We start from the raw sequence: 22,101 nt of genomic DNA, 5'->3' as shown, positions 1-22,101 counted from the left end.
TTTAGTAATACGTTATCTCTCTCTCGTACATAATTCTCGGAAAACTATTCACATAATCAATGCGTTGCACCCAATTTCCGTGAGAATCAAATTCGTATTCATAATCTGTTTCTTCTATAAAACGTCCATCACTATCATACTCTTTCATTTTCAACGGATTGCCATAAGCATCGTATTTGGTTACCCTCTTTCTGAAAAGCTTATCCTCTTTGTATGTGTACAATTCTGTTACCAAACCTTTTCTGTCGTAAACATACTTCCAAGTAACTTCAGGTACATCTTCTTTTGAATATTGGGAAAGTTCTTCCACATTCCCTGATTTATCATACTTGTAGAGAAATTTACGAGTTTCTGAAGAACTCTTTGGAACTTGATAAATCACCTCTGTTTCACGTCCTCTTTCGTCATTATTATAAATCCAAGACTCTACCAACTCGCCTCTGGGATTATAACAATGATAAGCTATTTTATGCCCTTTCTCATCATATATATAAACATACTTATTCTTGATGTAGCCACGTTCGCCATAAACATCACGGGAAAGACGCTTATTTTTATCGTCATACTTGTATATAATCTTATTTTGAAGATTTCCGTGTTTGTTGTACATATTGCTTTCAACTTTGTAGCCTCTGTCATCAAACGTAGAAAGGATATCCCCTTTCCAAAACCCGGGTTTTCCTGTTTTCTTTATAATTCCAAAAGAATCAAGCACGTGATAAGGCGTTAATTTGTAAGTATTCACCTTCCCTCTCAACTGATAATCTTCCAATCTGCTCAATGGCTTTTCAGGAGTGCCAACTTGTGCATATCCAACACATAATACAAAACACGACAACACCCCAAGTAGTAATATTTTCCCTCTCATCTTGTAGTAATTTTAAATTATTTGCACTAATCTTATCTCTGAAACAAAATTACTACTATTTTATGAAATAATAAAATCACAAAAAAATAAACAAAATTCATCAAAAACCCATCAAAACCAATCTTTTAGCAACAAAAAAGTTAAATCATAACAAGCCACCTCACCTATTTAACACATAAGCAAGAGATTCAAAAAATTTATTTAAAAAAGAAAAATTATAAAAAGAATTTTTTAAAATCAATATTTTAAATTCAAATAAATGTAAATCAGCAACTTACAAAATAAACAGTTTTTCTAAATTTGAAATTTAATGTAGGTTATTGGCTTATTCTGTTCCAAATAAAATTTCTCATAGAAAGTTTGAATTTCAGTCACTTCAGAAGGAACACCGTCACTATTATAAATATTATGGTTGGCATACAGTACTTTATGCCCCAACCCGTGCAACAGCCCAAGTGTGTAGCCGTGCATAAACTCGCTATCTGTTTTCAAGTGTATGCATCCGTCAGCAGCAAGAATATTTTTATATCGACTCAAAAATTCTGCATTAGTTAACCGATGTTTCGTGCGTTTGTATTTTATTTGTGGATCAGGGAATGTAATCCAAATTTCACTAACCTCTCCTTTTACAAAACAATGTTCAATAAGCTCAATTTGAGTACGTAAAAATGCCACATTGTTGATGTTTTCTTCAATGGCAGTTTTCGCACCACGCCAAAACCGTGCCCCCTTTATGTCAATTCCTATGAAATTTTTGTTTGGATATTTCTTTGCTAATCCCACAGAGTATTCGCCTTTTCCACATCCCAATTCCAACACAATAGGGTTGTTATTCTTAAAATAATCGGAATGCCACTTACCTTTGAAAGAGAACTGTTCAGATAATAACTCGTCGCGTTTAGGTTGCAATACGTTTGCAAAAGTTTCGTTTTCTTTGAATCGTTTTAATTTATTTTTACTTCCCACAGTTTAAATTTTGGGCAAAAATACAAAAAAATGAATCACTTTATCAACTCACATTTAAACTGCTTATTAACAAAACATTAATCTTAAAAAAGCAAATTAAGCTCTGAGTTTCTTCTGTTTTACTTCTTTTATTATGTCAATGGTATTTTCCGTCAGCCTTTGTAGTTTTTCATAATCTTCATTCTGAATAATTTCCTTTGAAATTAGTTTAGAGCCCATACCAACACAAGCCACACCAGCTTCAAACCACGCTTTTAGATTTTCCTTTTCGGGAGAAACACCTCCAGTAGGCATAAGACTTGTCCAAGGTTGAGGACCTTTTATAGCCTTCACAAAAGACGGACCGTAAGTGCCTCCAGGGAACAATTTTACAATTTCACAGCCCAACTCTTCGGCTCTGGCAATTTCTTGCAAAGAACCACACCCTGCCGACCAAAGAATTTTTCGTCTATTGCAAATCAGGGCAATATCCTCACGTAGTACAGGAGTAACTACAAAATTTGCACCTAATGACATATACAGACTCGCCTGAGCAGCATCAACCACCGAACCTACTCCCATAATCATCTGTGGCATTTCTTTTATTGTGTACTTTATCAATTCAGAAAATATTTCGTGAGCAAAATCGCCTCTGGCGGTAAACTCCAATAATCTGGCTCCACCATCATAACAAGCTCTGATTATTTTTTTGCTTTTATCAATATCATCGCTAAAAAACAAAGGAACAAGCCCCGTTTGTTGCATCACATTTGCTACTTCTATTCTTGAGAATCGTGCCATAACTTTTTGCTTTTAACGTACAACTCTTCCGGAAGCATCACCTCCCATTAATTTTTCTACCTCTGCTACGGTTACCAGATTGGCATCACCTTTTATGGTGTGTTTCAGACAAGAAGCCGCTACGGCAAAATCCAACGCCTTCTGGTTATTGTCAGGATACGTGAGAAGACCGTAAATCAAACCTCCCATAAAAGAATCACCTCCTCCCACACGGTCAACAATATGTGTAATTTGATACTGACGGCTCTCATACATTTTTTCACCATCATATAAAACTCCTGTCCACGTGTTGTGTGATGCAGATAAAGAGCCTCGCAAAGTTGTTATAACTTTCTGAGCTTTAGGGAATTTCTGCATCATTTGTTGGCACACAGACAGAAAGGCTCCTGCTTTCACATTATGTCCTTCTGTTTGTACGTTTATTCCCTGAGGCTTAATACCAAAATGCATCTCGGCATCTTCCTCATTTCCTAAGATGATATCACAATAAGATGTAAGTTCTGTCATAATGGCTTTACGTTGCCCATCATCACAATATTTCCATAGTTTTGCCCGATAATTAAGGTCGGTTGAAATGGTAATTCCTTTCTTAGCAGCCACTTTTACCGCTTCCAAACAAGCCCTTGCAGCTCCCTGTGAAATGGCAGGTGTAATCCCCGTCCAATGAAACCAACTCGCCCCTTGAAAAACAGTATCCCAATCAATCATTCCGGGTTGTATAGTCGCCATTGATGAATAAGCCCTGTCATAGACTACTTTAGACCCTCTTGAAACGGCTCCTGTTTCTAAAAAATAAATTCCCAGACGATCGCCTCCCCAAATAATCTTATCTACTCCTACGCCTCGTTTTCTCATTTCCATCATAGCACACTGCCCGATATCATTCAAAGGAAGTCGGGTCACAAAATCAACAGGAATGCCATAATTTGCCAGTGACACAGATACGTTGGATTCACCTCCTCCGTACACCACGTCAAAGCTATTCGCCTGAGAAAATCTCAAAAATCCTTGTGGAGAAAGCCTTAGCATTATTTCTCCGAATGTGATTACTTTTTTCATTTTTATGTAAGTTTACAATTGTCAAACTAATTTTATAACTCCAAAAAGTTTTGGCAAGTACATCGCCAGTTCTGGAATATAGGTTACAATAAATAAAACGGCTATCATCACTGCCAAAAAGGGTAGCAAAGGTCTGATTACCTTGGTCATTTCAACACGAGCCACCCCACTTCCTACAAAAAGAAGCGTTCCTACAGGAGGAGTACACAGCCCAATACACAGATTAAGCACCATCACAATCCCAAAATGAACCGGATGAACCCCAAAAGAGGTTACAATCGGCAAGAAAATAGGTGTAAAAATCAAAATCGCAGGAGTTATATCCATAAATATTCCTACAATGAGCAAAATAATATTGATAATTAACAAAATCATTATCGGATTGTTGATATCTCCAAGCAAATGTTCTGAAATCAGTTCAGGAACGTTGTTAAAAGCAAACAACCACGATAACGCCATTGACGTACAAATCAAAAACATTACAATTGCAGTGGTTCTCGCACTCGAAAGAATAATTTTTGGTAAATCCTTCAGTCGAATTTGCCTATAAAAAAAACTCAACAACAAGGCGTACACAACTGCTATAACAGCCCCTTCGGTTGCAGTAAAAACCCCCATAACGATACCCCCAACCACAATAATAATTAGCAAAAGACTTAAAAATGAACGAGAAAATGTTCTAAACAACCTCCTAAAGCTAACAGTTTCTCCACTTGGAAATTTGTTTTTCACAGCAAAATAACCCGCCACTAGCATCAATCCCATTCCTAATAATATGCCCGGAACATACCCAGCCAAAAAAAGAGCTTCAATAGAAGCAGCTCCGCCACTCGCCAAGGCAAACACAATAAGAACATTGCTAGGCGGAATAATAAGCCCCACAGTTGAAGCCGTTATGTTTACTGAAGCACTAAATGTTTTTTTATATCCTTCCTGTTCCATTCGATGATTTAAAATTCCTCCGATGGCAGAAGCAGAAGCCACTGCCGAACCTGATACTGCTCCGAAAAACATTGCCGACAGAATATTGACGTACAGCAATCCTCCGGGAAAACTCCCTACTAATGATTTTGAAAAGTCAATCAACCTATTAGCTATCCCTCCCTGATTCATAATATCACCAGCGAGAATAAAAAAAGGAATTGCTAAAAGAGCAAAACTATCCACCCCTGTAGTCATCCGTTGCATCACAGTAGTAACCGATGGCAAAAACGGAAGATGAAGCAACATAGTGAGTGTCGTAGCGATTCCTACACTGTACGCCACTGGTATTTTCAAAAACAGTAAAATGAAAAGTACTACAAAAAGAAAAACAATTCCAAGCAATTCCATAAATCAATACGTTTTTATCTCAAAAAGATTTTAAATTTTCTTGCTTACCTTCTTTATATAGACTCCTAAGATGATACACACAATAGAAAATTATGATAAGTCCGCTCAATGGTACTACGCTGTAAATGTACCCGATAGGGATATTCAATGTAGCAGATACTTGCCCTAATTTCAAGGTGATATACATCAAATTACTCCCTCCAACAACCATAATTATCAAAGCAAATAATAAAATCGTTATTTCAATCAAGAAATTCATCACTCGTTTTTTCGTATCACTCAATTTATTAAAGAAGTAATCAATCGCCATTTCTCCTTTATAACTTCGCACGTAAGCTGTACCAAGAATTGCAAGCCAAACTAAAAGGTACCGAGCCAATTCTTCCGTAAAAGCCTGAGATTTGCCAACACTGTACCGAGAGAAAACTTGCCACAACACATCTGCAACCAAAACAACGAACAGAAACACTAATAGTATTTCTAAAAAATGGTTTATTGTTTTGTACAATTTTTCCATAATCATTTTATTTTGACTGTTCAATTTCTTCAATAATTTTCAATCTTTTTTCATCTTTGAAGAAATCCGTTTTAAAAAATTCTGTTTTTGCACGAAATAAATCCTTATTTGGAAAGAAAAATTCCACTCCCGATGCTTTTAGAATTTCCATACTTTCAATTTCAGCTTCTTCCCAAAACTTCTTTTGTTGCTGAGCTGACAACTTCGCTGCTTCAAAAACCCATTTTTGTTCTTGAGATGTGAGTTTCTCCAACGTCTTTGTCCCTATCAGAACCACATCAGGCAAGTAATTATGTTCGTCCAAACAATAATACTTACACACTTCAAAATGCATTGAAGTAACAAATGACGGGGCATTATTTTCAGCACCATCAACAACTCCTTGTTGCAGAGCCGTGTAAAGTTCACCGAAAGCCATCGGGGTAGGAGCCGCCCCCAAAGATTGCACTAATGACACTGAAATTCTATCTCCCATCACCCTGATTTTTAACCCCTCAAGGTCACTTGGTTTTTTAACAGGTTTCTTTTTAGTATAAAAGCTACGGCTTCCCGCATCGTAAAAACACAAACCTCGTAACCATACATATTCTCCTTTTTCCAATAATTTCTCACCTATTTTTCCCTCCAAAACACTGAAAAAATGTTCTTTATCTCTAAACAAATAAGGAATTCCCAACACGAGATATTCCGGAACAAAATTGGACATTGCCGAGGCACTCACCTTGGTCATCGAAACGCTCCCTATTTGAAGCAATTCCAACACCTCTCTTTCTGTTCCCAAATTTCCGTTAGCATAGATATTAATAGACATTTTTCCACCCGATAGAGTTTCCAGATGTGTTTTAAATGCTTCCACACCTTTATGAACGGGATGTGATGTGGGCAGATTGTGAGCAAAAGTTAAAACTTTCACTTCGGTCTCTCTTTCACAAGCAATCATCAGAAGAAGAAGAATCCCTACCAATATGCTATATATTTTTCGTTGGTTCTTGCTCATTTTCAAACCCAAAGTATTTTTTCGCGTTATGATAACATATATTTTCCACTGTTTTCCCGAAAAAATTAAGGTCATTGGGCAACTCGCCTCGGGATATTAAATTTCCCAAAAAGTTACACAAAATCCTTCTGAAATATTCGTGCCTTGGGAAAGAGAGTAAACTCCGGCTATCGGTTATCATTCCTACAAAATGACTTAATAATCCCATATGAGCCAAAGTGCTTAATTGCTTTGTAATGCCTTCTTTTTGATCAAGATACCACCAAGCTGCCCCCCATTGCATTTTACTCGGTGTACTATTTGCATTAAAATTCCCCATCATTGTTGCAAACACTTCATTGTGTGACGAATTCAAATTGTAAGTAATGGTTTTTGTCAATTTGTTTTCGGCATCCAACCTCCCGAATAAAGCTGACATAAAACAAGCGTAATTGAAATCCCCCACCGAATCACACCCCACATCAGCCCCAATTTCCCTTAACAATCTCTGATTGTTATTTCTAACAGCACCCAAATGATATTGTTGTACCCAATTTTTTTCGTAATATTTCTTACCTAAGTACATAAAGAGAAAACTTTTATACTTATGAATTTCCTGTTCGGAAAGTTTTTGTTCATTTCTTCTTTTCTGAAAAATGATAGAAATTTCTTCTTCGATAAAATCCTCCATCAAGAAGGCTCCTCCCAAACCAAAATCGGACAAACAACAACCATTTTCTGCGAAAAAATCAATTCTTCTGTCAATTGCTTTTTGAAAATCTTGCAGGTCTTTTATTTCAAATTCAACAACTAATGATAATTTCTGTAGATATTCCATAAAATTAGGACACTCAATGCAGAAAAGATTATCCGAACGGAAAGCTGGATATACTTTTACGGGTTGTGACTTTTTTGAAATTTGTTGGTGGTACTGCAAATCATCGACTGGATCGTCAGTGGTACAAAGAACTTCAACGTTTTTTTGTTGCAAAAGCTGCATTGGTGTTTTGCTTTGTAACATTGCATTTGCTGATTCATAAATCTTCTTGGCTGTATTGGGTTGTAGCAACTCCTTGATATTGAAATACCTCAATAGTTCCAAATGTGTCCAATGAAATAACGGATTTCCAACTGTAAAAGGAACCGTTTTAGCCCATTGTGCAAATTTATCCGCATCCGAAGCCCTACCTGTAATAAATTTTTCTTCAATGCCATTGGCACGCATTGCCCTCCATTTGTAATGGTCGCCCGAGAGCCAAGCTTGAGTAATGTTCTCCAAAGGAATATTTTCAGATAATTGCAAAGGCGAAAGATGATTATGATAGTCTATAATTGGCATTTTTTCCGCATAATCATAGTATAAGTGCTTTGCTATAGGTGTTTCTAACAGAAAATCTTCAGTAATGAATGTATTTATATTGCTGAAATTCATAGATGTAAACTTTTTGAAATTCCCATTGCCAATCCTCGCAACTCTGCCAATCCTCGCAAACGCCCTATGGCAGAATATCCTGGATTTGTTTTCTTTTTTAAATCATCCAACATTTGATGCCCGTGATCGGGACGCATTGGAATTTTAAAATCCGTATAATTTTGCTCTTTTCTCCGCTTTTCTTCGATAAGAATCTCTTTTACAACGGAGTACATATCTACATCTCCTTCCAAATGATTCGCTTCATAGAAATTGCCTTGCTCATCACGTTTGGTACTTCGCAGATGTATGAAATGAACTCTGTCAGCAAAACATTGCATTATTGCTACCAAATCGTTCTCAGGAATTACCCCCAAAGAACCTGTGCAGAAAGTAATACCATTATGTCGGCTCGGAACTTTTTCAAACAGATAGGCATAATCACTTTCAGTGCTTACCACTCGCGGAAGTCCCAATATAGAATAAGGAGGGTCATCTGGATGGATACACATCAGTACGTTGTTTTCCTCTGCTGTTGGAATAATTTCTTTAAGAAAATATATCAAATGCTCCCTGAGTTTTTCGGCATCTATATGATTATAATTATCAAGAACTTGCTGGAATTGTTCTAATTTATAACCTTCCTCAGCTCCGGGTAGTCCTGCTATGATATTCTGAGTCAGAGATTGTTTTTCTCCTTCTGAAAGTTGTTCAAAATAATTCCTTGCTTTCCTAATTCTTTCTGATGGATAATCATTTTCTGCTTTGGGTCTTTTTAAAAGAAACAAATCAAAGGCAGCAAAAGCAATTGCATCAAACCGAAGTGCTTTTGACCCGTCTTCCGTCTCATAATTTAGATTCGTGCGAGTCCAGTCAAGCACAGGCATAAAGTTATAGCAAACAATGTTTATACCGCAACTTGCCAAATTGCGAATGCTCTGTTTGTAATTCTCAATATGAGTTTTGTAATTCCCGGTTTGTGTTTTTATATTTTCGTGAACGGGAATGCTCTCCACAACTCGCCAACACAAACCAGCATCTTCAATATCTTTTTTTCGTTTTAGTATTTCTTCAACCGACCAAACTTCCCCATTGGGAATGTGGTGCAAAGCAGTTACTATTCCTGTGGCTCCTGCTTGTTTAATATCCGATAAACTAACAGGGTCTTGCGGACCGTACCAACGCCAAGTCTCTACCATTATATACCGTTTTAAGATTTAATTTTACACTCCACTATATGCACTAAATCCACCATCTATGGGAATTACCACTCCTGTGATAAATTTCGCCCAATCTGAAAACAAGTAAACCACTGTTCCGGAAAGTTCTTCCGGCTCGCCATAACGTCCCATTGGGGTATTTGTTATGATTTTATTTCCACGTGGTGTTGCCTGTCCGCTTTTTTCATCAATTAGCAAGAAACGATTCTGATTCGTCAGCAAGAAACCAGGTGCAATGGCATTAACCCGAATACCTGTTTTGGCAAAATGTACTGCCAACCATTGTGTGAAGTTATTTATCGCTGCTTTGGCGGCAGAATACGCAGGAATTTTGGTTAAAGGTGTGTAAGAATTCATTGACGAAATATTAACAATCGCTCCTTGTCTTTTGGCTAACATATCTTTAGCAAAAACCATTGTTGGCAACAAAGTCCCCTGAAAATTCAGTGCAAAAACTCGGTCGAAACCTTCCATTTGTAAACCAAAAAATGTATCTTCCAATCGGTTGAGATATTCTTCGGTAATGAACTCCGTTTGAGTGGTTGCCGATACTGCATTACCTCCCGCTCCGTTTAGGAGATAATCAATTGTACCTAATTCATTATGAATTACTTTCAAAGCCTCCTCTAATGATGCTTTGTTTAAAACGTCTGTGCAAATACCAACAGTTTCTACTCCATATATTTCTTTTATTTCCGCAGCTATTTGCTCAGCGACATCACGTTTTATGTCAAGGATAGCAATCTTTATACCTTGTGCACCTAATGCTTTAGCTATGGTAGAACAAAGTACGCCTCCCCCACCAGTAACCACAGCTACTTTCCCTGAAACATTCAAATTAAATTCATCTTTCATAACATAACTAAATTTTAAGTTTCGTTTTTATGCTGCTAAAGTATTACAAAACAAACAATTATTTAATTACAAATGTTACAAAAACAAGGATTTAAGTTACCAATACCACAACAAGAATTTTCTCAAAAAAAATTTGGTTTACTATAATAATATGTGTCAAATCCCTTTGTACCACAACTTCACTCAAGCGATACAATTTGATTTAATCCTGTAAAATAAACTTCACACCTTTTACAATACCACCAAAAAATTATATCTTTGTATCAAAGAATACAAAAAGTAAGATGGCATATTACCCATCCTACATCAATCCTAAAAACTTAAAGAAACAAACAATGCTTAAAAAGTTTATCATCAGTTTTTTATTTGTAACACAATCATTTTTAGCTATGGCACAGAATACTAATCCACTACTTTGTGACCCAAAAGAGGGAATTTGTGGCGTACCTCAAACAGAAAATAACGTTGTAAAATCTGAACTCCCACAAGCGGAAAAACCCATAACTGTTACCTATTACACCGACCCGATATGTTCTTCGTGTTGGGGTATCGAACCGCAGCTTCGCCAACTCAAATTAGAATACAGTGATATCGTTACTATCAACTATCATACTGGCGGACTCCTACCCGATTGGAGCTACAACAGCGGCGGCATTAGCAAACCATCGGATGTGGCTCATCATTGGGACGAGGTGAGTTTATATTACGATATGCCGATAGATGGCAACATATGGCTGGAAGACCCTTTACAATCTTCTTACCCTCCGTCAATTGCGTTTAAAGCTGCTCAAATGCAAGACAAAAACAAAGCAATTTCTTTTTTGAGAGAATTGAGAGAAATGGTTTTCCTTCAGAAGAAAAACATCACTCAGTGGGAACACATCGCAAAAGCTGCTGACAAAGCAGAATTAAACATCACACAACTAAAACAAGACATTGCAGGCAAAGCCAAAGAGCTCTTTGAGAACGATTTGAAATTGGGTAAAGACTTGGGAATTCGCGGATTTCCTACAATGATTTTCACAGATAAGCAAGGTAATAAAGAAGTAGTTTATGGAGCAAAACCATATGCTTATTTTGAAAAGGCGATACTGAAACTTAATCCCAAAACCACAAAAAAAGAATATAAAAAAGATTGGCAGACACTCTTTGGTTACTACCCTACCCTCACGGCTCGAGAATTTTCGCAGCTCTCAGGAATGCCTCGTAAGGACAGCGAAGTTTACCTCAACCAACTAACCGAACAAGGCTTTCTGGAAAAATATACCACCAAAAATGGTTCTATCTGGAAGAAAAAATAATTCTCAAAAAAAATACGTTTGCTTTTAATAAGGTTAAACGTATTTTTTTATAAGCGTTTTTGCTCATCAACCTGCAAAAATAGAGCTCAGTTTTCATCACTCTAATCTTGAATTTCAACAGAATTATCAAATAAATTTGTTAATTTACACGGCATTTATTCAATAATATTTAAAAAATTCGTACCTTGCTTTCCAAAATACAAATCTTTTTTTATAAAAATATCAAGTCTTGAGCTTCAATTTTCAAATATTAAAAATTGCTAATTTAGTAAGCCTTGTCGTCTTTTTTTGGCATATCTCTGCTCAAGCTCAAAGTAATATCTACGTACAACAACTCGGTACAGAACAAGGACTAAGCCAGAATACAGTAATGGCAATCAATCAAGACAGTCTTGGCTTTATTTGGATTGGCACACGTGACGGACTTAACCAGTATAGCGGAAATAAAATAAAGATACATAAGCATATCTTAGGAGATACACTCAGCATTGCAAGCAATCACATTAATGACATCGCCAACGGCAAAAAGGATAAAATATGGGTAGCACACAACAAAGGTGTGAGTTTATTACATTGGAAGCAAGGTGTTTTCACTAACTATGAAGTAAACGACTCAGACAATAAAGGGATTCGTTCTATATCGGTTATTGACAATGACGTATGGGCGTGTGGCTGGACGGGTTTATACAAATATGACCCACAGAAAAATTCCTTTGAAAAACCCGAAATTATAACTTCCGAAGGCAACATAGCCGATATTTCAGTAACAAAAATTGTAAAATCGCCCCTTAAAAACGAATATTGGATAGCAAGCGTTACCAAAGGGCTTTTCAGATACAATCCCAGTAAGAAAGAAGTCGTTCAAATCGCAGGGAATTTCGGAAATATTACCCTTAGCAAAAACGAACGTATTGAGGACATCGTCTTTCATCCTAACGGAAAAATTTACGTCGCTACTTATAACAACGGTGTTTATCAGTGTGATTCCGATGGATTTCCTGAAAAACATTGGCTTTTTTCACAAAATGATAAGCATACAACTTTGAGTAGCATTCGTAAACTAATTTTAGACAGTCAAGGCAATCTGTGGATTGGTGGATTTCAAGGAGTAAAAATACTTGACACCCAAACAGGTATTCTGCAAGAAGTAACCATTTTCCGCAACACACAATCAATTGATAATCCTTCTGTTCGTTCCTTTTTAATAGATAAAAACGGGTCGCTATGGATAGGCACTTACCACGACGGATTATTACTAAGTGATGATTATCTTTCACGCTTTACACCTCATTCTCTCAATACCAACAGTCATAAAAACTCACACAATGTGGCAAGTGCTTTTGCCTACAAAAGTGGACATTTAATAGTAGGTACCGAAAACGGATACTTAATAGAGTACGATAAAAATCATAAAGTAGTAAGTACAAATCGCATAGAAGGCGGAACCGTTATCAAATCACTCTTCTATGATTCGGTTTCCGACGTATTATGGATAGGAACATTACACAAAGGGCTTTATAAAGAACAAAATGGCAAAATTACGGCTTTAGGACTTGAAAATCTTGGAGTTATCAACAGTATTATAAAAGAATCAGATAACAAATTGTGGCTTCTTTCTGACAAAAGTGGAGGGCTTCATCTTTTCGATAGCAAAACAAACCAGCTAATAGATTTTCCCATAGCAAAAAAATTGCATCTTACTATCGGTAAGAATTTTGGAAAACATTTGTTGAAAATAAACGAAAAAACTTATTTACTTTCAACAATAGGCAAAGGATTAATCGAATTTGAAAATGTTCCTAACGGAAAAGTTGAGCAAAAAATAAAACATATTGATGATGTGAACCACGTTTTGGCAATGGGAGAAAAGTATTTTGTAAGCACCAACGGATTTGGTGTTTTTGTACTGGACAAACATCTGCAGGTTGTGAAAAATTACACAACAGAAGATGGTCTGCTCAACAATACTGTTTTCAGTACGATGATCTCGGGCGAGGACTTATGGGTAAACAGCATCAGCGGAGTGTCGCAATTTACTGATGAAGGATTCCTAAATTATGATATCCGAAACGGGTTTCCTATTTCCGAAATCAACCAAGGAGCTACCTTTCACATTCCTACAAATCCGCCTGTATTTGTTGTAGGAGGAAAGGACCTTTGGGCGTCGTTCATTCCTAAAAAAGTTTCTAAAAACCGGTATAAACCTACAGTATATCTGTCTGAAATAAAGGTAAATAATCATCCTATTGGTTCCCTTTCAGAGTTTGATAATATTTCAGTAATCCACCCTGAAAAAATAGAATTGGCACATAACCAAACAGCTCTTACTCTTGAATTTACGGGCTTAAATTACCTGATGCCTGAAAATAATAATTTCAAATACATTCTTGAAGGATTTGACATTGATTGGCGTTACTCTTCTGAAAGAGGAATTGCAGAATATAGCAAAATCCCCAAAGGTTCCTACATTTTCAGAGTGCAAGCCAGTAATAATGATGGTGTTTGGGGAGAGCAACTCAGTTTCCCTATTGTGGTAAAACCTCCTTTTTGGCTCACTTGGCCTGCTTTCTTGCTATATCTTCTGATAGTTGCAAGCATTGTTTGGTATATTCGCAGGGATATGCTCCGAAAAATTGTGTTTAACCACCGTATCCGACTAAAAGAGATTGAAAAGAAACGAGTAGAAGAGATGTACTCTATGAAAGTGAAATATTTCACGGATGTAAGCCACGAAATATTAACTCCTTTAACACTCATAATCAGTCCAGTGGAAGAGATTTTAGATGAGATAGAACTTCAACCCAAAATGCGAAAAAAACTATCAAACATACAACACCACGGAAAAAATTTATTGCATTTGGTTAACCAACTACTTACTATCAATCGTATTGAATCTAACCAAGAGAAAATCAACAATGTTCCTATTTTATTAAAAATTTTTCTTGAAAACGTCAATAATTCTTTTCATTCGTTGGCTTCCAAAAATAACATCAACTGGCAGATAAATATGCGAGAGGTAACCGAGAAACCTTTATTGCTTGACAAAGAAAAAATTGAAAAGATACTTTTAAATTTACTATCAAACGCCATAAAATATACTCCTGAAGGTGGAAGTGTGTCGTTATTGGTAAAAACCATTGAAAATGAAGACGCTACTTATAATTTACATATAAAGGTAGAGGATTCGGGAATAGGAATTGAAAAGGAATCGTTACCTTTCATCTTTGACCGATTTTACAAAGGTGACAACAAAAAAATTCCGGGTAGTGGCATTGGGCTTTCTTTGGTCAAAACGATTGTAAAAGATTTAATGAAAGGGCAAATAAAAGTAGAAAGTTCTCCGGGAAAAGGCAGCACATTCACGGTTATTATCCCGAATGTAAAAGTTGATGTTTCTGACTCAAAAACAATATTTTACAATGAATCTTTTGTGTTGCCTATGGAACTTACTTCACAATTGGAAACCAATGAAGAGGTTGTATTTATTCCTGAAAAAACCGACAAGAAGAACACCATCCTTATCGTGGAAGACAATGTTACCCTACTGAATTCACTCTCTGAGAGATTGGCTAAAACCTTTAATGTTCTGAGTGTTACATCTGCCGAAGAAGCCCTTGATATTCTACAAGAAGAAGATATAGACATTGTCATTTCGGACATTATGCTTCCGGGAAAAAGCGGAAAAGAACTCTGTGCCGAAATAAAGTCAAGTATCGTAACAAGCCACATTGCCGTAATTCTAATCACAGCCATACAACAACAAGAGGTAAAAATGGAAAGCCTTGAACTGGGAGCGGATAATTATCTGACCAAACCTTTTTCATATAAGGAATTACAAATCCGAATAAACAATATTTTACGCCGCCAGAAAAATCTACGTCAACTTTACAAACGAGATGCTCTCCCCGAAAAATCAGAAAACAGATTCAATAAATTTGACGATGATTTGCTACGTAGAATTGACCTACACATTGAAAAAAACTTGTCAAATCCTGAATATTCAATAGAAAATTTAAGTGAAGATGTGGCATTGAGTCGTGTACATTTATACAGAAAAATGAAAAATTTATTGGGTATTTCACCTTCAAAATATATGAGGGACTTCCGCTTAAAAAAAGCTGCCGACATCCTTTCAAAGGAAGAAATCCGAATTGTGGAACTTGCCGATCAAGTAGGATTTCAAGACGCAAATTATTTCTTAAAATGTTTTAAAGAAAAATATGGAATTTCCCCCAAAGAATTTTCAAAAGGAAAAAAATAAATCTATTCAAAGTATCCCCATAAAAACTGAAACGGAGCAGAAAAATCAACCTTCAACATCGAAGCCTCAGCACTAACAAGAGTACCTTCTCCTGCAATTTTCACAAATTTTCTGTTGGTTATTTCTCCCAAAGGTAATTCAAAAGTTGCCTCGTTTTCAGCTGTATTCTCTCTGAATAATAACACATATGTTTTTCTGTTTGCATAACTCACAAAACCCGTAAAATGGTAACCGTTAGGCATTTCTCCCAACGGATGAATTATACCTTTTTGCATTTCACTTCGTTCTTTTTTCCAAAGATTTATCAATTTCACAACCGAAAAAGCCTCATCAGGCAACCCTGTAGCTTCCATCCACGCCAAAGGCTGTCCCATCATTGTTATAGCAAACTGATAATCAAACGGTATTCTCTGGGGTTTGAGTACATCATCCTCAGGGTATTTGTTATTATTTCGCCATTTATTAAGCCATTCTATTTGAAAGCGTTGTATGGGAACGTATTTAGCGAGCGTCCACACGTTACGCAGAGTAAGATGCGGATAGTAATTACCCCAATCCGTATAACGATTTTCTAAAAAAATATTACCAAAGTGATTAAAGAAAAAATAACCTCCACGTTTTCCTGCTGTAACGTCTATATTAAACTGCAATCCATCACTCTGTTTTTGAGCCATTTGCAGCATTTTATTTACGTTATTTTCAGATTTTTTGTTACCAATACGCAAACCGTCTATCTTTATCCACGACACTCCGTGTTGTTGGTGTAATTTCAGCATAATATCTTTATCCCGCTCCCAATTAGCATAATCATCGTTTTTGGAAGGATTGAACCACAATCCCAGTCCAATTCCCAGTGATTTCGCCTTTTTGGTTATTTTTTTCAAACCATTTGGAAAACGTGATGTGTTTATCTCCCAATCAGATTCTTCCCAATCATCCCAACTCATCGTATTGCTTTTTGTAGCTGAATTGCTTGATAATCCCTTTTGCCAACCGTCATCAATTTGGTAATGTGTAATACCAAGTCGAGCTGCTGCATCCAATTCGCCCAAAATGAACTTCTCATTGATTCTGCTATCGCGATTCCTATCTCCCCAGGTGTTCATCGTGAAGGTATTATCTGTTTCGGGAATATATTTGTGGGCGTTTAATTCGTACCTTTTATAAGCACCCAATGCAACGGATTCATTTTCAGCATACATCAATGAAAAAATACGATAAGCCTCGTGCCATACTGGTGTTTCTTCAAGCAACTCAATCCCAGGTGAATATACCTTCATCCCCGAAAAATCAGTACTAAAATCAAACCCTAAGTAGGCAGATTGTGCCTCCTGCAAAGGAGATAATTTTACCACCAAATGGACATAGGAGGTGTGATTATTTTCTGCAATAAGCACAGACCCCTTGTAATACTGAGGTTTACGATACGGCAATTCCTCCCGAACAACGGTTATATTACTGTGATGGTCAGTAGATTCTTGAAAACCAACCACTTTTGTCGTAAAATGAGGAGTTGAAAACGGCATTGAAAAATAGAAAGGCACATTGGCACTAAGCAAAGTAACGTCTTCTATGGACTCTGTATTAAATGTTTTGAATGATTTGAGCAGAGGAGAATTCCCCTTAATCTGAAATCGCCATTCAATTCCAGGAGAATTGTCATAAACTCGCAAACTGCGTATGGTTTCATAATCATTATAAACACTATGCAAATCGATTTGGCAGTAACCTGAAGTTCTGTCCGTTGCACCAACTTGATGTATTTTGTACGAAAAGTTTAAAGGAGTTTCGGTAATTGTTTGATTCGGAATCGGAACAGAAAATATGTCAGTCTTTGAATGACGTAACTTTTTGGCTTTGGTAAGCCAAAGTGTGCCATCTTTCCACTGATACGTTTGCTCACTCATTCCGTCATTTACAATCAAGGTTTTGGAATCTTGCCATTGGAACACAGCGTTTTGAGCCCAACTACAATATATGATTTTCATATAAAAAACAAACCCAATGACAAATAATTTCCGTAACATTACTTTCTGCTTTTTTTACGAGATTTTTTTATTCCTTTTTTCTCAATCGTGAATTCATCTATGAGCGTATTTGTCTCACTCATAGCCTTATATATGATTTTATTTTTTGTAATTTCAATGTACTGATAAGAACTTACATTTGAATACGATACGTCCATCCAGTTCTGTTTATCAAGGTTGTAATATTTGTCCCCGACAACTGTTACTGTAAAAACAGGTTGTGAAGGTCTTTCTTTAGTTCCTGTTCTGCTTTCCAGTCCTCCCCTTGCGTATGTGTGGTCGTGTCCCTGCAAAACAAGCCCTATTTTATCCTTATATTTTTCTATCACAGGCAACCAATTCTCTAACAATCCTTTATTGATACGATTTCTCGCCCCTGAAAAAACAGGATGATGTGCAACAATAATCACCCAATCTTGTTGAGTTTCAGACAGAATTTGTTCTAACCATTTCCCTTGCTCATAAATCTTTTCATTGGAATTCATTACGATAAATCGCACAAATCCATAATCTAAATAGTATTGTCCGGCTTCCCAAGAGTATGGATACGGAAAAGTAGCCGACCAGTAATTAGATAATTTTATTTTTTTCCCTTCCAGATTTTTAAGATATTCGTGATTTCCGGGTGCTGCAATTATAGGAATCGTAGCGTTAATGTCAGCTGTAGAAGCGTGCCATTCTGCCCATTCATAATCGTTATTGGCGTGATTTATCAGGTCGCCCACGTGTACAGCAAGTTGAGCCTTTCCAAACTTCCTAAAAGCCTCTTTGTAAATACGTTTGGCGTGTTTGTAAATACCGTTTTGAGTATCACCAAAATAGAGTATCCTAAGCGTATCTGACTGATTGTGGTGAACATACGTGTTCCAAGCACTCCAATAAGGAGATTTTCCTACACGATAACGATACACGCTATTTGGCTCCAAATCTGAAACAATTGCTTTGTGATAGTGCATCGGGTAATCTTTATACTGAACTACTTTGTAAGATGCGGTTATTCGTTTGCGATTTTCTTTAGGAAAAGAATAATCATCTCCTTTAACAATTTCCAAAGTTCCTTCTTTAATCAAAGTATCCGTACGCCAAACCACAGCAATTTCCCTATTGTCAGAAGCTACCGGAATCAAGGTTATCCTATCAGGAAGTGATGTTGGACGATGTTCTAACAATGGATTTTCAGGCACGGAAGACTCTTTATCCCAACGTGCTTGCAATTCTGTAGATATTTGTGCAAAAGCACATTGAAACAGCAGAAATAGTAAAAAAGCTACTAATTTATTTCTTTTCATTTTCATTTGATTTAGTAAGGAGATAAGGCAAATTTTAACCTTATCTCCTGTATAATTGATTATCTTATTGAACCATCAGGATTTTTTACCCAGCCTTTTGTCCAATCTTCAGCTTGATTTTTAATAGCTCCTACATAGGTTGCCGGAGTAAAGAACGTATCTAATGAAGCAGGGTTAAACTCACTTACCTGCTCGTTATCAGGAATAAAATCAGCAATTCCGATACCTGCAATGACTTTAAGTGTGTAGGTTTTATCTGCAAGTTTTACTGCATTATTGTGGAAAGGATTTGCTGTAATGCTTCCATCTGCGGTGCTAAAAGTTCCAGCGAATGCTTTGGCTAAATCTCTGAAAGCATCTGTTTTTACATTGAACACATAAGAGTACGCAAAAACAGTAGCTCCTGTCAAATCAGTAATACTGACACTATCGGTGGCACGCACCCCTCTCCTTGGGAAATTGGCAATGATGGTGTTATACACTTTCGGAGCTGAATTAGCTCTCATTCTCATTCCGTGTGTTTTTTCTACATTTTCGCCCGCTCCTAACAATGTTACATTTGAAATGATTGGTTTGGCTTCCTCCCTAATTGTAAAGTCATCATTTTCACCAAATTGAGCAGAATTCACAGAAATTACGAACTGTATTTTTCCTTCGTACTTATCTCCCAAACGATATGAACCACCACGGCAATCAGTTGCTACCAAATATTTAAGCTGGGCGTTTCCGTCTGTTATCATAAAGCCTTCTTTTAAAGAATTAAACACCTGAATATAACTAATTTGGGTAGCTAATCCTACATCCGATAAATGAAAAACACGATCTCCTCCATACTCTAAACGAAGATAATTTATCTTACCGCTATCCGATTGTGTTCCTGCCCCAAGAATCTTGAACTTTTCCCAATCTCCTGGCGAAACCGATGAAGCATCAGAAAGAATCTTAGAACTTGTAATGACAACCGGATTTGTTGCCGTTCCCACAATATCAACTTTTCCTTCAACATTGATTGATACTTTTTCCTTAGCTTCGGCATTCATATAAACCTGCACTCCTTCTTCTATTCTTAACAAAGATCCTGCTTCAAAAGTTAATGACGAAGGTACAAAATAGTTCCGTCCCTTAACAAGTTTTACATTTTGCCCAGCGGGTACAATCCCATCTACGCCAATCTTCAAGTTAAAAAGTGAAGTTGAACCCACAGTAATTTTATCATACAAAGCGGTTTTGAGTACTACAGAAACTTCGGGACTATCAACCTCATTCTGGTTAACTAAAACAAAGCCATATTTAATCTCTTCTCCTTCCTCCTGACCTACGGCTAAAGGTTCGGTAGTGTAAACAAACTCAGAGGCTGTGGCGTGCACCGGAAATTCTCTTAAAAATCCTCCATTTTTCTTAACCACTACTGATTTAGCTCCGCCATCTCCATTGAGAGAGAGCTTTATCTCGGTTTTTTCTCCGGGAGCCAAATCAACCACTTCTGAACTTTTCACGGAAATCAATGGTGCTTTGTATTCCGTACTATCCTTCTTGCAGGAAAAAGCTACAAATAGTATTCCAATTAGTGCTCCTGCATACATAAAAAATTGTCTTTTAGTTCGTAACATAATATCTTTTTTTTGATTTTCTTTTCTATTGTCTTAAAGAACCATCATAGTTCTTAAACCATTTCCCTCCCTTAGTCCAATCACTTGAGGGATGTACTGCACCAATATAAGGAGCAGCAACAAACCAACTTCCCACAGAAACGGGGTCAAACGCACAAGGTAAAGCTCCGACAAAATTCTCCCGAGTGATTCCCGAAATAGGATTTTCCGATAAATTATATTTACCACTTTCAAAGAAAAAAGTTTTAGCTTCCTGTTCCCAATTTATTGCATTGTTAAAAGAATGAACATTGTCAATCTTTGTGTTTACTCCCAAGGTTTCCAACGGAAGGTCTTCAACACGCACCCCATCACTGGGGAATTCGGTAACGATGGAATTGTAAAACAACCCCTCAGCCCCTCGCCGAATACGTATTCCGCGACGAGTACCAAATTCAATACCTCCGAAACCATTTCCGATTAAAGTTACATTACTTATCTTAAAGCTGGTACGAGGTTGTTTATTAAACATCGAATTATCATTACGGAATTCTATTGAACGAGCCTGATTCCAATAATTAATAGGGTTTAATGTAGCTTTTATATTGGTCTGGAAAAGCCAAAATTGCCCATTACCTTGCCATCCCTCATCTGCCCAAATACCATATCCTCCGTGCTGTATACCAGCTATGTAACGTAAAGAAACTCTCCCGCCTCGTAACCGAAAAGCATTATTATAGGAGTTGAATGACTGAACATATTCAATAGTTGTTCTGCTCCCTACTCCGTTGAGTTGTAGTGAATGTAATCCTCCTTTCCCCGTGTATTCTATTCGTACGAATCGAAGGGTTCCGGAATTGTCCGCAACATTCGTACCTCCATACCTGAAACCATCTAATAGCACAGTATTTGCCGCATTAGTAGGTGCTGAACCGTTGAGGTAAACCCCACCCCAATCCGAAACAGCAGCAGTACCCGACAGTACTTTATCACTGGTAAATACAATGGGTTTGTCACGTGAACCTGAAGCTATGACCTTCCCTCCTCTCATAATCACTAACTGACTATACTTATCATTATTGAATGTTCTGAAATATACAGTCGTTCCTGCTTCAATAGTGAGATTCGCTCCTTCATCAACGCTTACAATCCCATCAATAAGCCACTTTTGGTCATTAGTTAGTGTTATATCCTTATTGATTCTGCCTGAAATTTTCTTAAACGCGTTTCCTCCTATTGAAAAATCAGAAATTTCAAAAGGCTGTGCTACCTTAATGGTAACTACTGGTGTAGCGACGATTTTCCCTTGCTTATCCTCTAGTTTGAAAACAATCGTAACCTCTTCTCCCAAAGTAGCCGTTGCAGATACTTGATAAATATATTCGTAATTGTAAGTGAACGAATTTTCTGGCTGTTCTGTTGCAACTACTTTTCCTGCAACAAGCACTTCTATTTTGTGTACTCCGGCAGGAGCTTCTGCTACAACATTGAGGAAGACCTTTTCCGAAGGCTCTCGGGCAATGACCTCTCCGTCGTAATTTTCTATCTCAATTGTGGCACTCGAAAGCTCAATGATTTTTTCTCTTTCGCAAGAAACCATCGCAAGGGTAGAAAACATAATAAATATTATAGTCCTGATTTTCATCTTTC

Annotated in this window: 16 protein-coding genes; 2 read left to right on the top strand and 14 right to left on the bottom strand. The window is 37.0% G+C overall.

From position 1 onward, the window contains the following. Position 1: 1 nt before the first annotated feature. The 10 genes from GN105_RS09695 to GN105_RS09650 form a co-directional block, all read right to left on the bottom strand. Positions 2 to 868 carry a sugar-binding protein gene (locus tag GN105_RS09695; RefSeq protein WP_155285196.1) on the bottom strand — a complete coding sequence of 289 codons (867 nt, stop codon included), beginning with the start codon at positions 866 to 868 and terminating at the stop codon, positions 2 to 4. Between the two features lie 294 nt (positions 869 to 1,162). Continuing rightward, positions 1,163 to 1,834: a tRNA (guanosine(46)-N7)-methyltransferase TrmB gene (trmB, locus tag GN105_RS09690; RefSeq protein ID WP_155285195.1), complete on the bottom strand. Its 672-nt coding sequence runs from the start codon at positions 1,832 to 1,834 to the stop codon at positions 1,163 to 1,165. 96 nt (positions 1,835 to 1,930) lie between these two features. After that, positions 1,931 to 2,614 carry a bifunctional 4-hydroxy-2-oxoglutarate aldolase/2-dehydro-3-deoxy-phosphogluconate aldolase gene (locus GN105_RS09685; RefSeq protein ID WP_155285194.1) on the bottom strand — a complete coding sequence of 228 codons (684 nt, stop codon included), beginning with the start codon at positions 2,612 to 2,614 and terminating at the stop codon, positions 1,931 to 1,933. Positions 2,615 to 2,626: 12 nt separating this feature from the next. Beyond that, on the bottom strand, positions 2,627 to 3,673 hold the full coding sequence (locus GN105_RS09680) for a sugar kinase (protein WP_155285193.1): 1,047 nt from the start codon (positions 3,671 to 3,673) through the stop codon (positions 2,627 to 2,629). A 21-nt stretch (positions 3,674 to 3,694) separates the two neighbouring features. Then, on the bottom strand, positions 3,695 to 5,005 hold the full coding sequence (locus tag GN105_RS09675) for a TRAP transporter large permease (RefSeq protein ID WP_155285192.1): 1,311 nt from the start codon (positions 5,003 to 5,005) through the stop codon (positions 3,695 to 3,697). 19 nt (positions 5,006 to 5,024) lie between these two features. After that, positions 5,025 to 5,522, bottom strand: coding sequence for a TRAP transporter small permease (locus tag GN105_RS09670; protein WP_155285191.1), 498 nt, complete (start codon positions 5,520 to 5,522; stop codon positions 5,025 to 5,027). Between the two features lie 7 nt (positions 5,523 to 5,529). Beyond that, the gene (locus GN105_RS09665; protein ID WP_173014995.1) at positions 5,530 to 6,519 is read right to left on the bottom strand and encodes a TRAP transporter substrate-binding protein; all 990 of its coding nucleotides are present in this window, start codon (positions 6,517 to 6,519) and stop codon (positions 5,530 to 5,532) included. After that, positions 6,491 to 7,930 carry a glucuronate isomerase gene (gene uxaC / locus GN105_RS09660; RefSeq protein WP_155285189.1) on the bottom strand — a complete coding sequence of 480 codons (1,440 nt, stop codon included), beginning with the start codon at positions 7,928 to 7,930 and terminating at the stop codon, positions 6,491 to 6,493. Before uxaC ends, GN105_RS09665 begins: the two co-directional genes overlap by 29 nt. Then, positions 7,927 to 9,108, bottom strand: a complete 1,182-nt coding sequence (uxuA, locus tag GN105_RS09655; RefSeq protein WP_155285188.1) for a mannonate dehydratase — start codon at positions 9,106 to 9,108, stop codon at positions 7,927 to 7,929. The genes uxaC and uxuA overlap by 4 nt, the downstream gene beginning before the upstream one ends. 24 nt (positions 9,109 to 9,132) lie before the next feature. Beyond that, a complete protein-coding gene (locus GN105_RS09650; protein WP_155285187.1) occupies positions 9,133 to 9,984 on the bottom strand; it encodes an SDR family oxidoreductase in 852 nt (283 codons plus the stop codon). A 389-nt stretch (positions 9,985 to 10,373) separates the two neighbouring features. Here GN105_RS09650 and GN105_RS09645 point away from each other — a divergent pair, with 389 nt between their 5' ends. Both GN105_RS09645 and GN105_RS09640 read left to right on the top strand, forming a co-directional pair. Then, positions 10,374 to 11,285: a DsbA family protein gene (locus GN105_RS09645; protein ID WP_155285249.1), complete on the top strand. Its 912-nt coding sequence runs from the start codon at positions 10,374 to 10,376 to the stop codon at positions 11,283 to 11,285. Between the two features lie 229 nt (positions 11,286 to 11,514). Continuing rightward, a complete protein-coding gene (locus tag GN105_RS09640) occupies positions 11,515 to 15,546 on the top strand; it encodes a hybrid sensor histidine kinase/response regulator transcription factor (RefSeq protein WP_155285186.1) in 4,032 nt (1,343 codons plus the stop codon). A gap of 2 nt (positions 15,547 to 15,548) precedes the next feature. Here the strand turns inward: GN105_RS09640 and GN105_RS09635 are convergent, their stop codons facing one another. Genes GN105_RS09635 through GN105_RS09620 form a run of 4 tightly spaced genes read right to left on the bottom strand, consistent with a single transcriptional unit; the run spans position 15,549 to position 22,096 of the window. Next, positions 15,549 to 17,573: an alpha-galactosidase gene (locus GN105_RS09635; protein ID WP_227978811.1), complete on the bottom strand. Its 2,025-nt coding sequence runs from the start codon at positions 17,571 to 17,573 to the stop codon at positions 15,549 to 15,551. Then, positions 17,573 to 18,862, bottom strand: a complete 1,290-nt coding sequence (locus tag GN105_RS09630) for a purple acid phosphatase family protein (RefSeq protein ID WP_155285185.1) — start codon at positions 18,860 to 18,862, stop codon at positions 17,573 to 17,575. Before GN105_RS09630 ends, GN105_RS09635 begins: the two co-directional genes overlap by 1 nt. A gap of 59 nt (positions 18,863 to 18,921) precedes the next feature. Then, complete coding sequence (locus GN105_RS09625; protein ID WP_227977399.1) at positions 18,922 to 20,472, bottom strand: beta-helix domain-containing protein; 1,551 nt, start codon at positions 20,470 to 20,472, stop codon at positions 18,922 to 18,924. A gap of 25 nt (positions 20,473 to 20,497) precedes the next feature. Next, positions 20,498 to 22,096 carry a beta-helix domain-containing protein gene (locus tag GN105_RS09620; protein WP_227977398.1) on the bottom strand — a complete coding sequence of 533 codons (1,599 nt, stop codon included), beginning with the start codon at positions 22,094 to 22,096 and terminating at the stop codon, positions 20,498 to 20,500. Positions 22,097 to 22,101: the final 5 nt, after the last annotated feature.

Origin of the sequence: Capnocytophaga felis (genome assembly GCF_009684755.1) — a bacterium.
Taxonomy (GTDB): Bacteria; Bacteroidota; Bacteroidia; order Flavobacteriales; family Flavobacteriaceae; genus Capnocytophaga; species Capnocytophaga felis.
This window is presented reverse-complemented; position numbering and strand designations above follow the sequence as displayed.

What these genes read in the sequence shown, in the direction of transcription:
- GN105_RS09695 (WP_155285196.1), bottom strand. Translation starts at nt 868, where the DNA reads ATGAGAGGGAAAATATTACTACTTGGGGTGTTGTCGTGTTTTGTATTA.
- GN105_RS09685 (WP_155285194.1), bottom strand. Translation starts at nt 2,614, where the DNA reads ATGGCACGATTCTCAAGAATAGAAGTAGCAAATGTGATGCAACAAACG.
- GN105_RS09680 (WP_155285193.1), bottom strand. Translation starts at nt 3,673, where the DNA reads ATGAAAAAAGTAATCACATTCGGAGAAATAATGCTAAGGCTTTCTCCA.
- GN105_RS09675 (WP_155285192.1), bottom strand. Translation starts at nt 5,005, where the DNA reads ATGGAATTGCTTGGAATTGTTTTTCTTTTTGTAGTACTTTTCATTTTA.
- GN105_RS09670 (WP_155285191.1), bottom strand. Translation starts at nt 5,522, where the DNA reads ATGGAAAAATTGTACAAAACAATAAACCATTTTTTAGAAATACTATTA.
- GN105_RS09665 (WP_173014995.1), bottom strand. Translation starts at nt 6,519, where the DNA reads ATGAGCAAGAACCAACGAAAAATATATAGCATATTGGTAGGGATTCTT.
- uxaC (WP_155285189.1), bottom strand. Translation starts at nt 7,930, where the DNA reads ATGAATTTCAGCAATATAAATACATTCATTACTGAAGATTTTCTGTTA.
- uxuA (WP_155285188.1), bottom strand. Translation starts at nt 9,108, where the DNA reads ATGGTAGAGACTTGGCGTTGGTACGGTCCGCAAGACCCTGTTAGTTTA.
- GN105_RS09650 (WP_155285187.1), bottom strand. Translation starts at nt 9,984, where the DNA reads ATGAAAGATGAATTTAATTTGAATGTTTCAGGGAAAGTAGCTGTGGTT.
- GN105_RS09645 (WP_155285249.1), top strand. Translation starts at nt 10,374, where the DNA reads ATGGCACAGAATACTAATCCACTACTTTGTGACCCAAAAGAGGGAATT.
- GN105_RS09635 (WP_227978811.1), bottom strand. Translation starts at nt 17,573, where the DNA reads ATGTTACGGAAATTATTTGTCATTGGGTTTGTTTTTTATATGAAAATC.
- GN105_RS09630 (WP_155285185.1), bottom strand. Translation starts at nt 18,862, where the DNA reads ATGAAAAGAAATAAATTAGTAGCTTTTTTACTATTTCTGCTGTTTCAA.
- GN105_RS09625 (WP_227977399.1), bottom strand. Translation starts at nt 20,472, where the DNA reads ATGTTACGAACTAAAAGACAATTTTTTATGTATGCAGGAGCACTAATT.
- GN105_RS09620 (WP_227977398.1), bottom strand. Translation starts at nt 22,096, where the DNA reads ATGAAAATCAGGACTATAATATTTATTATGTTTTCTACCCTTGCGATG.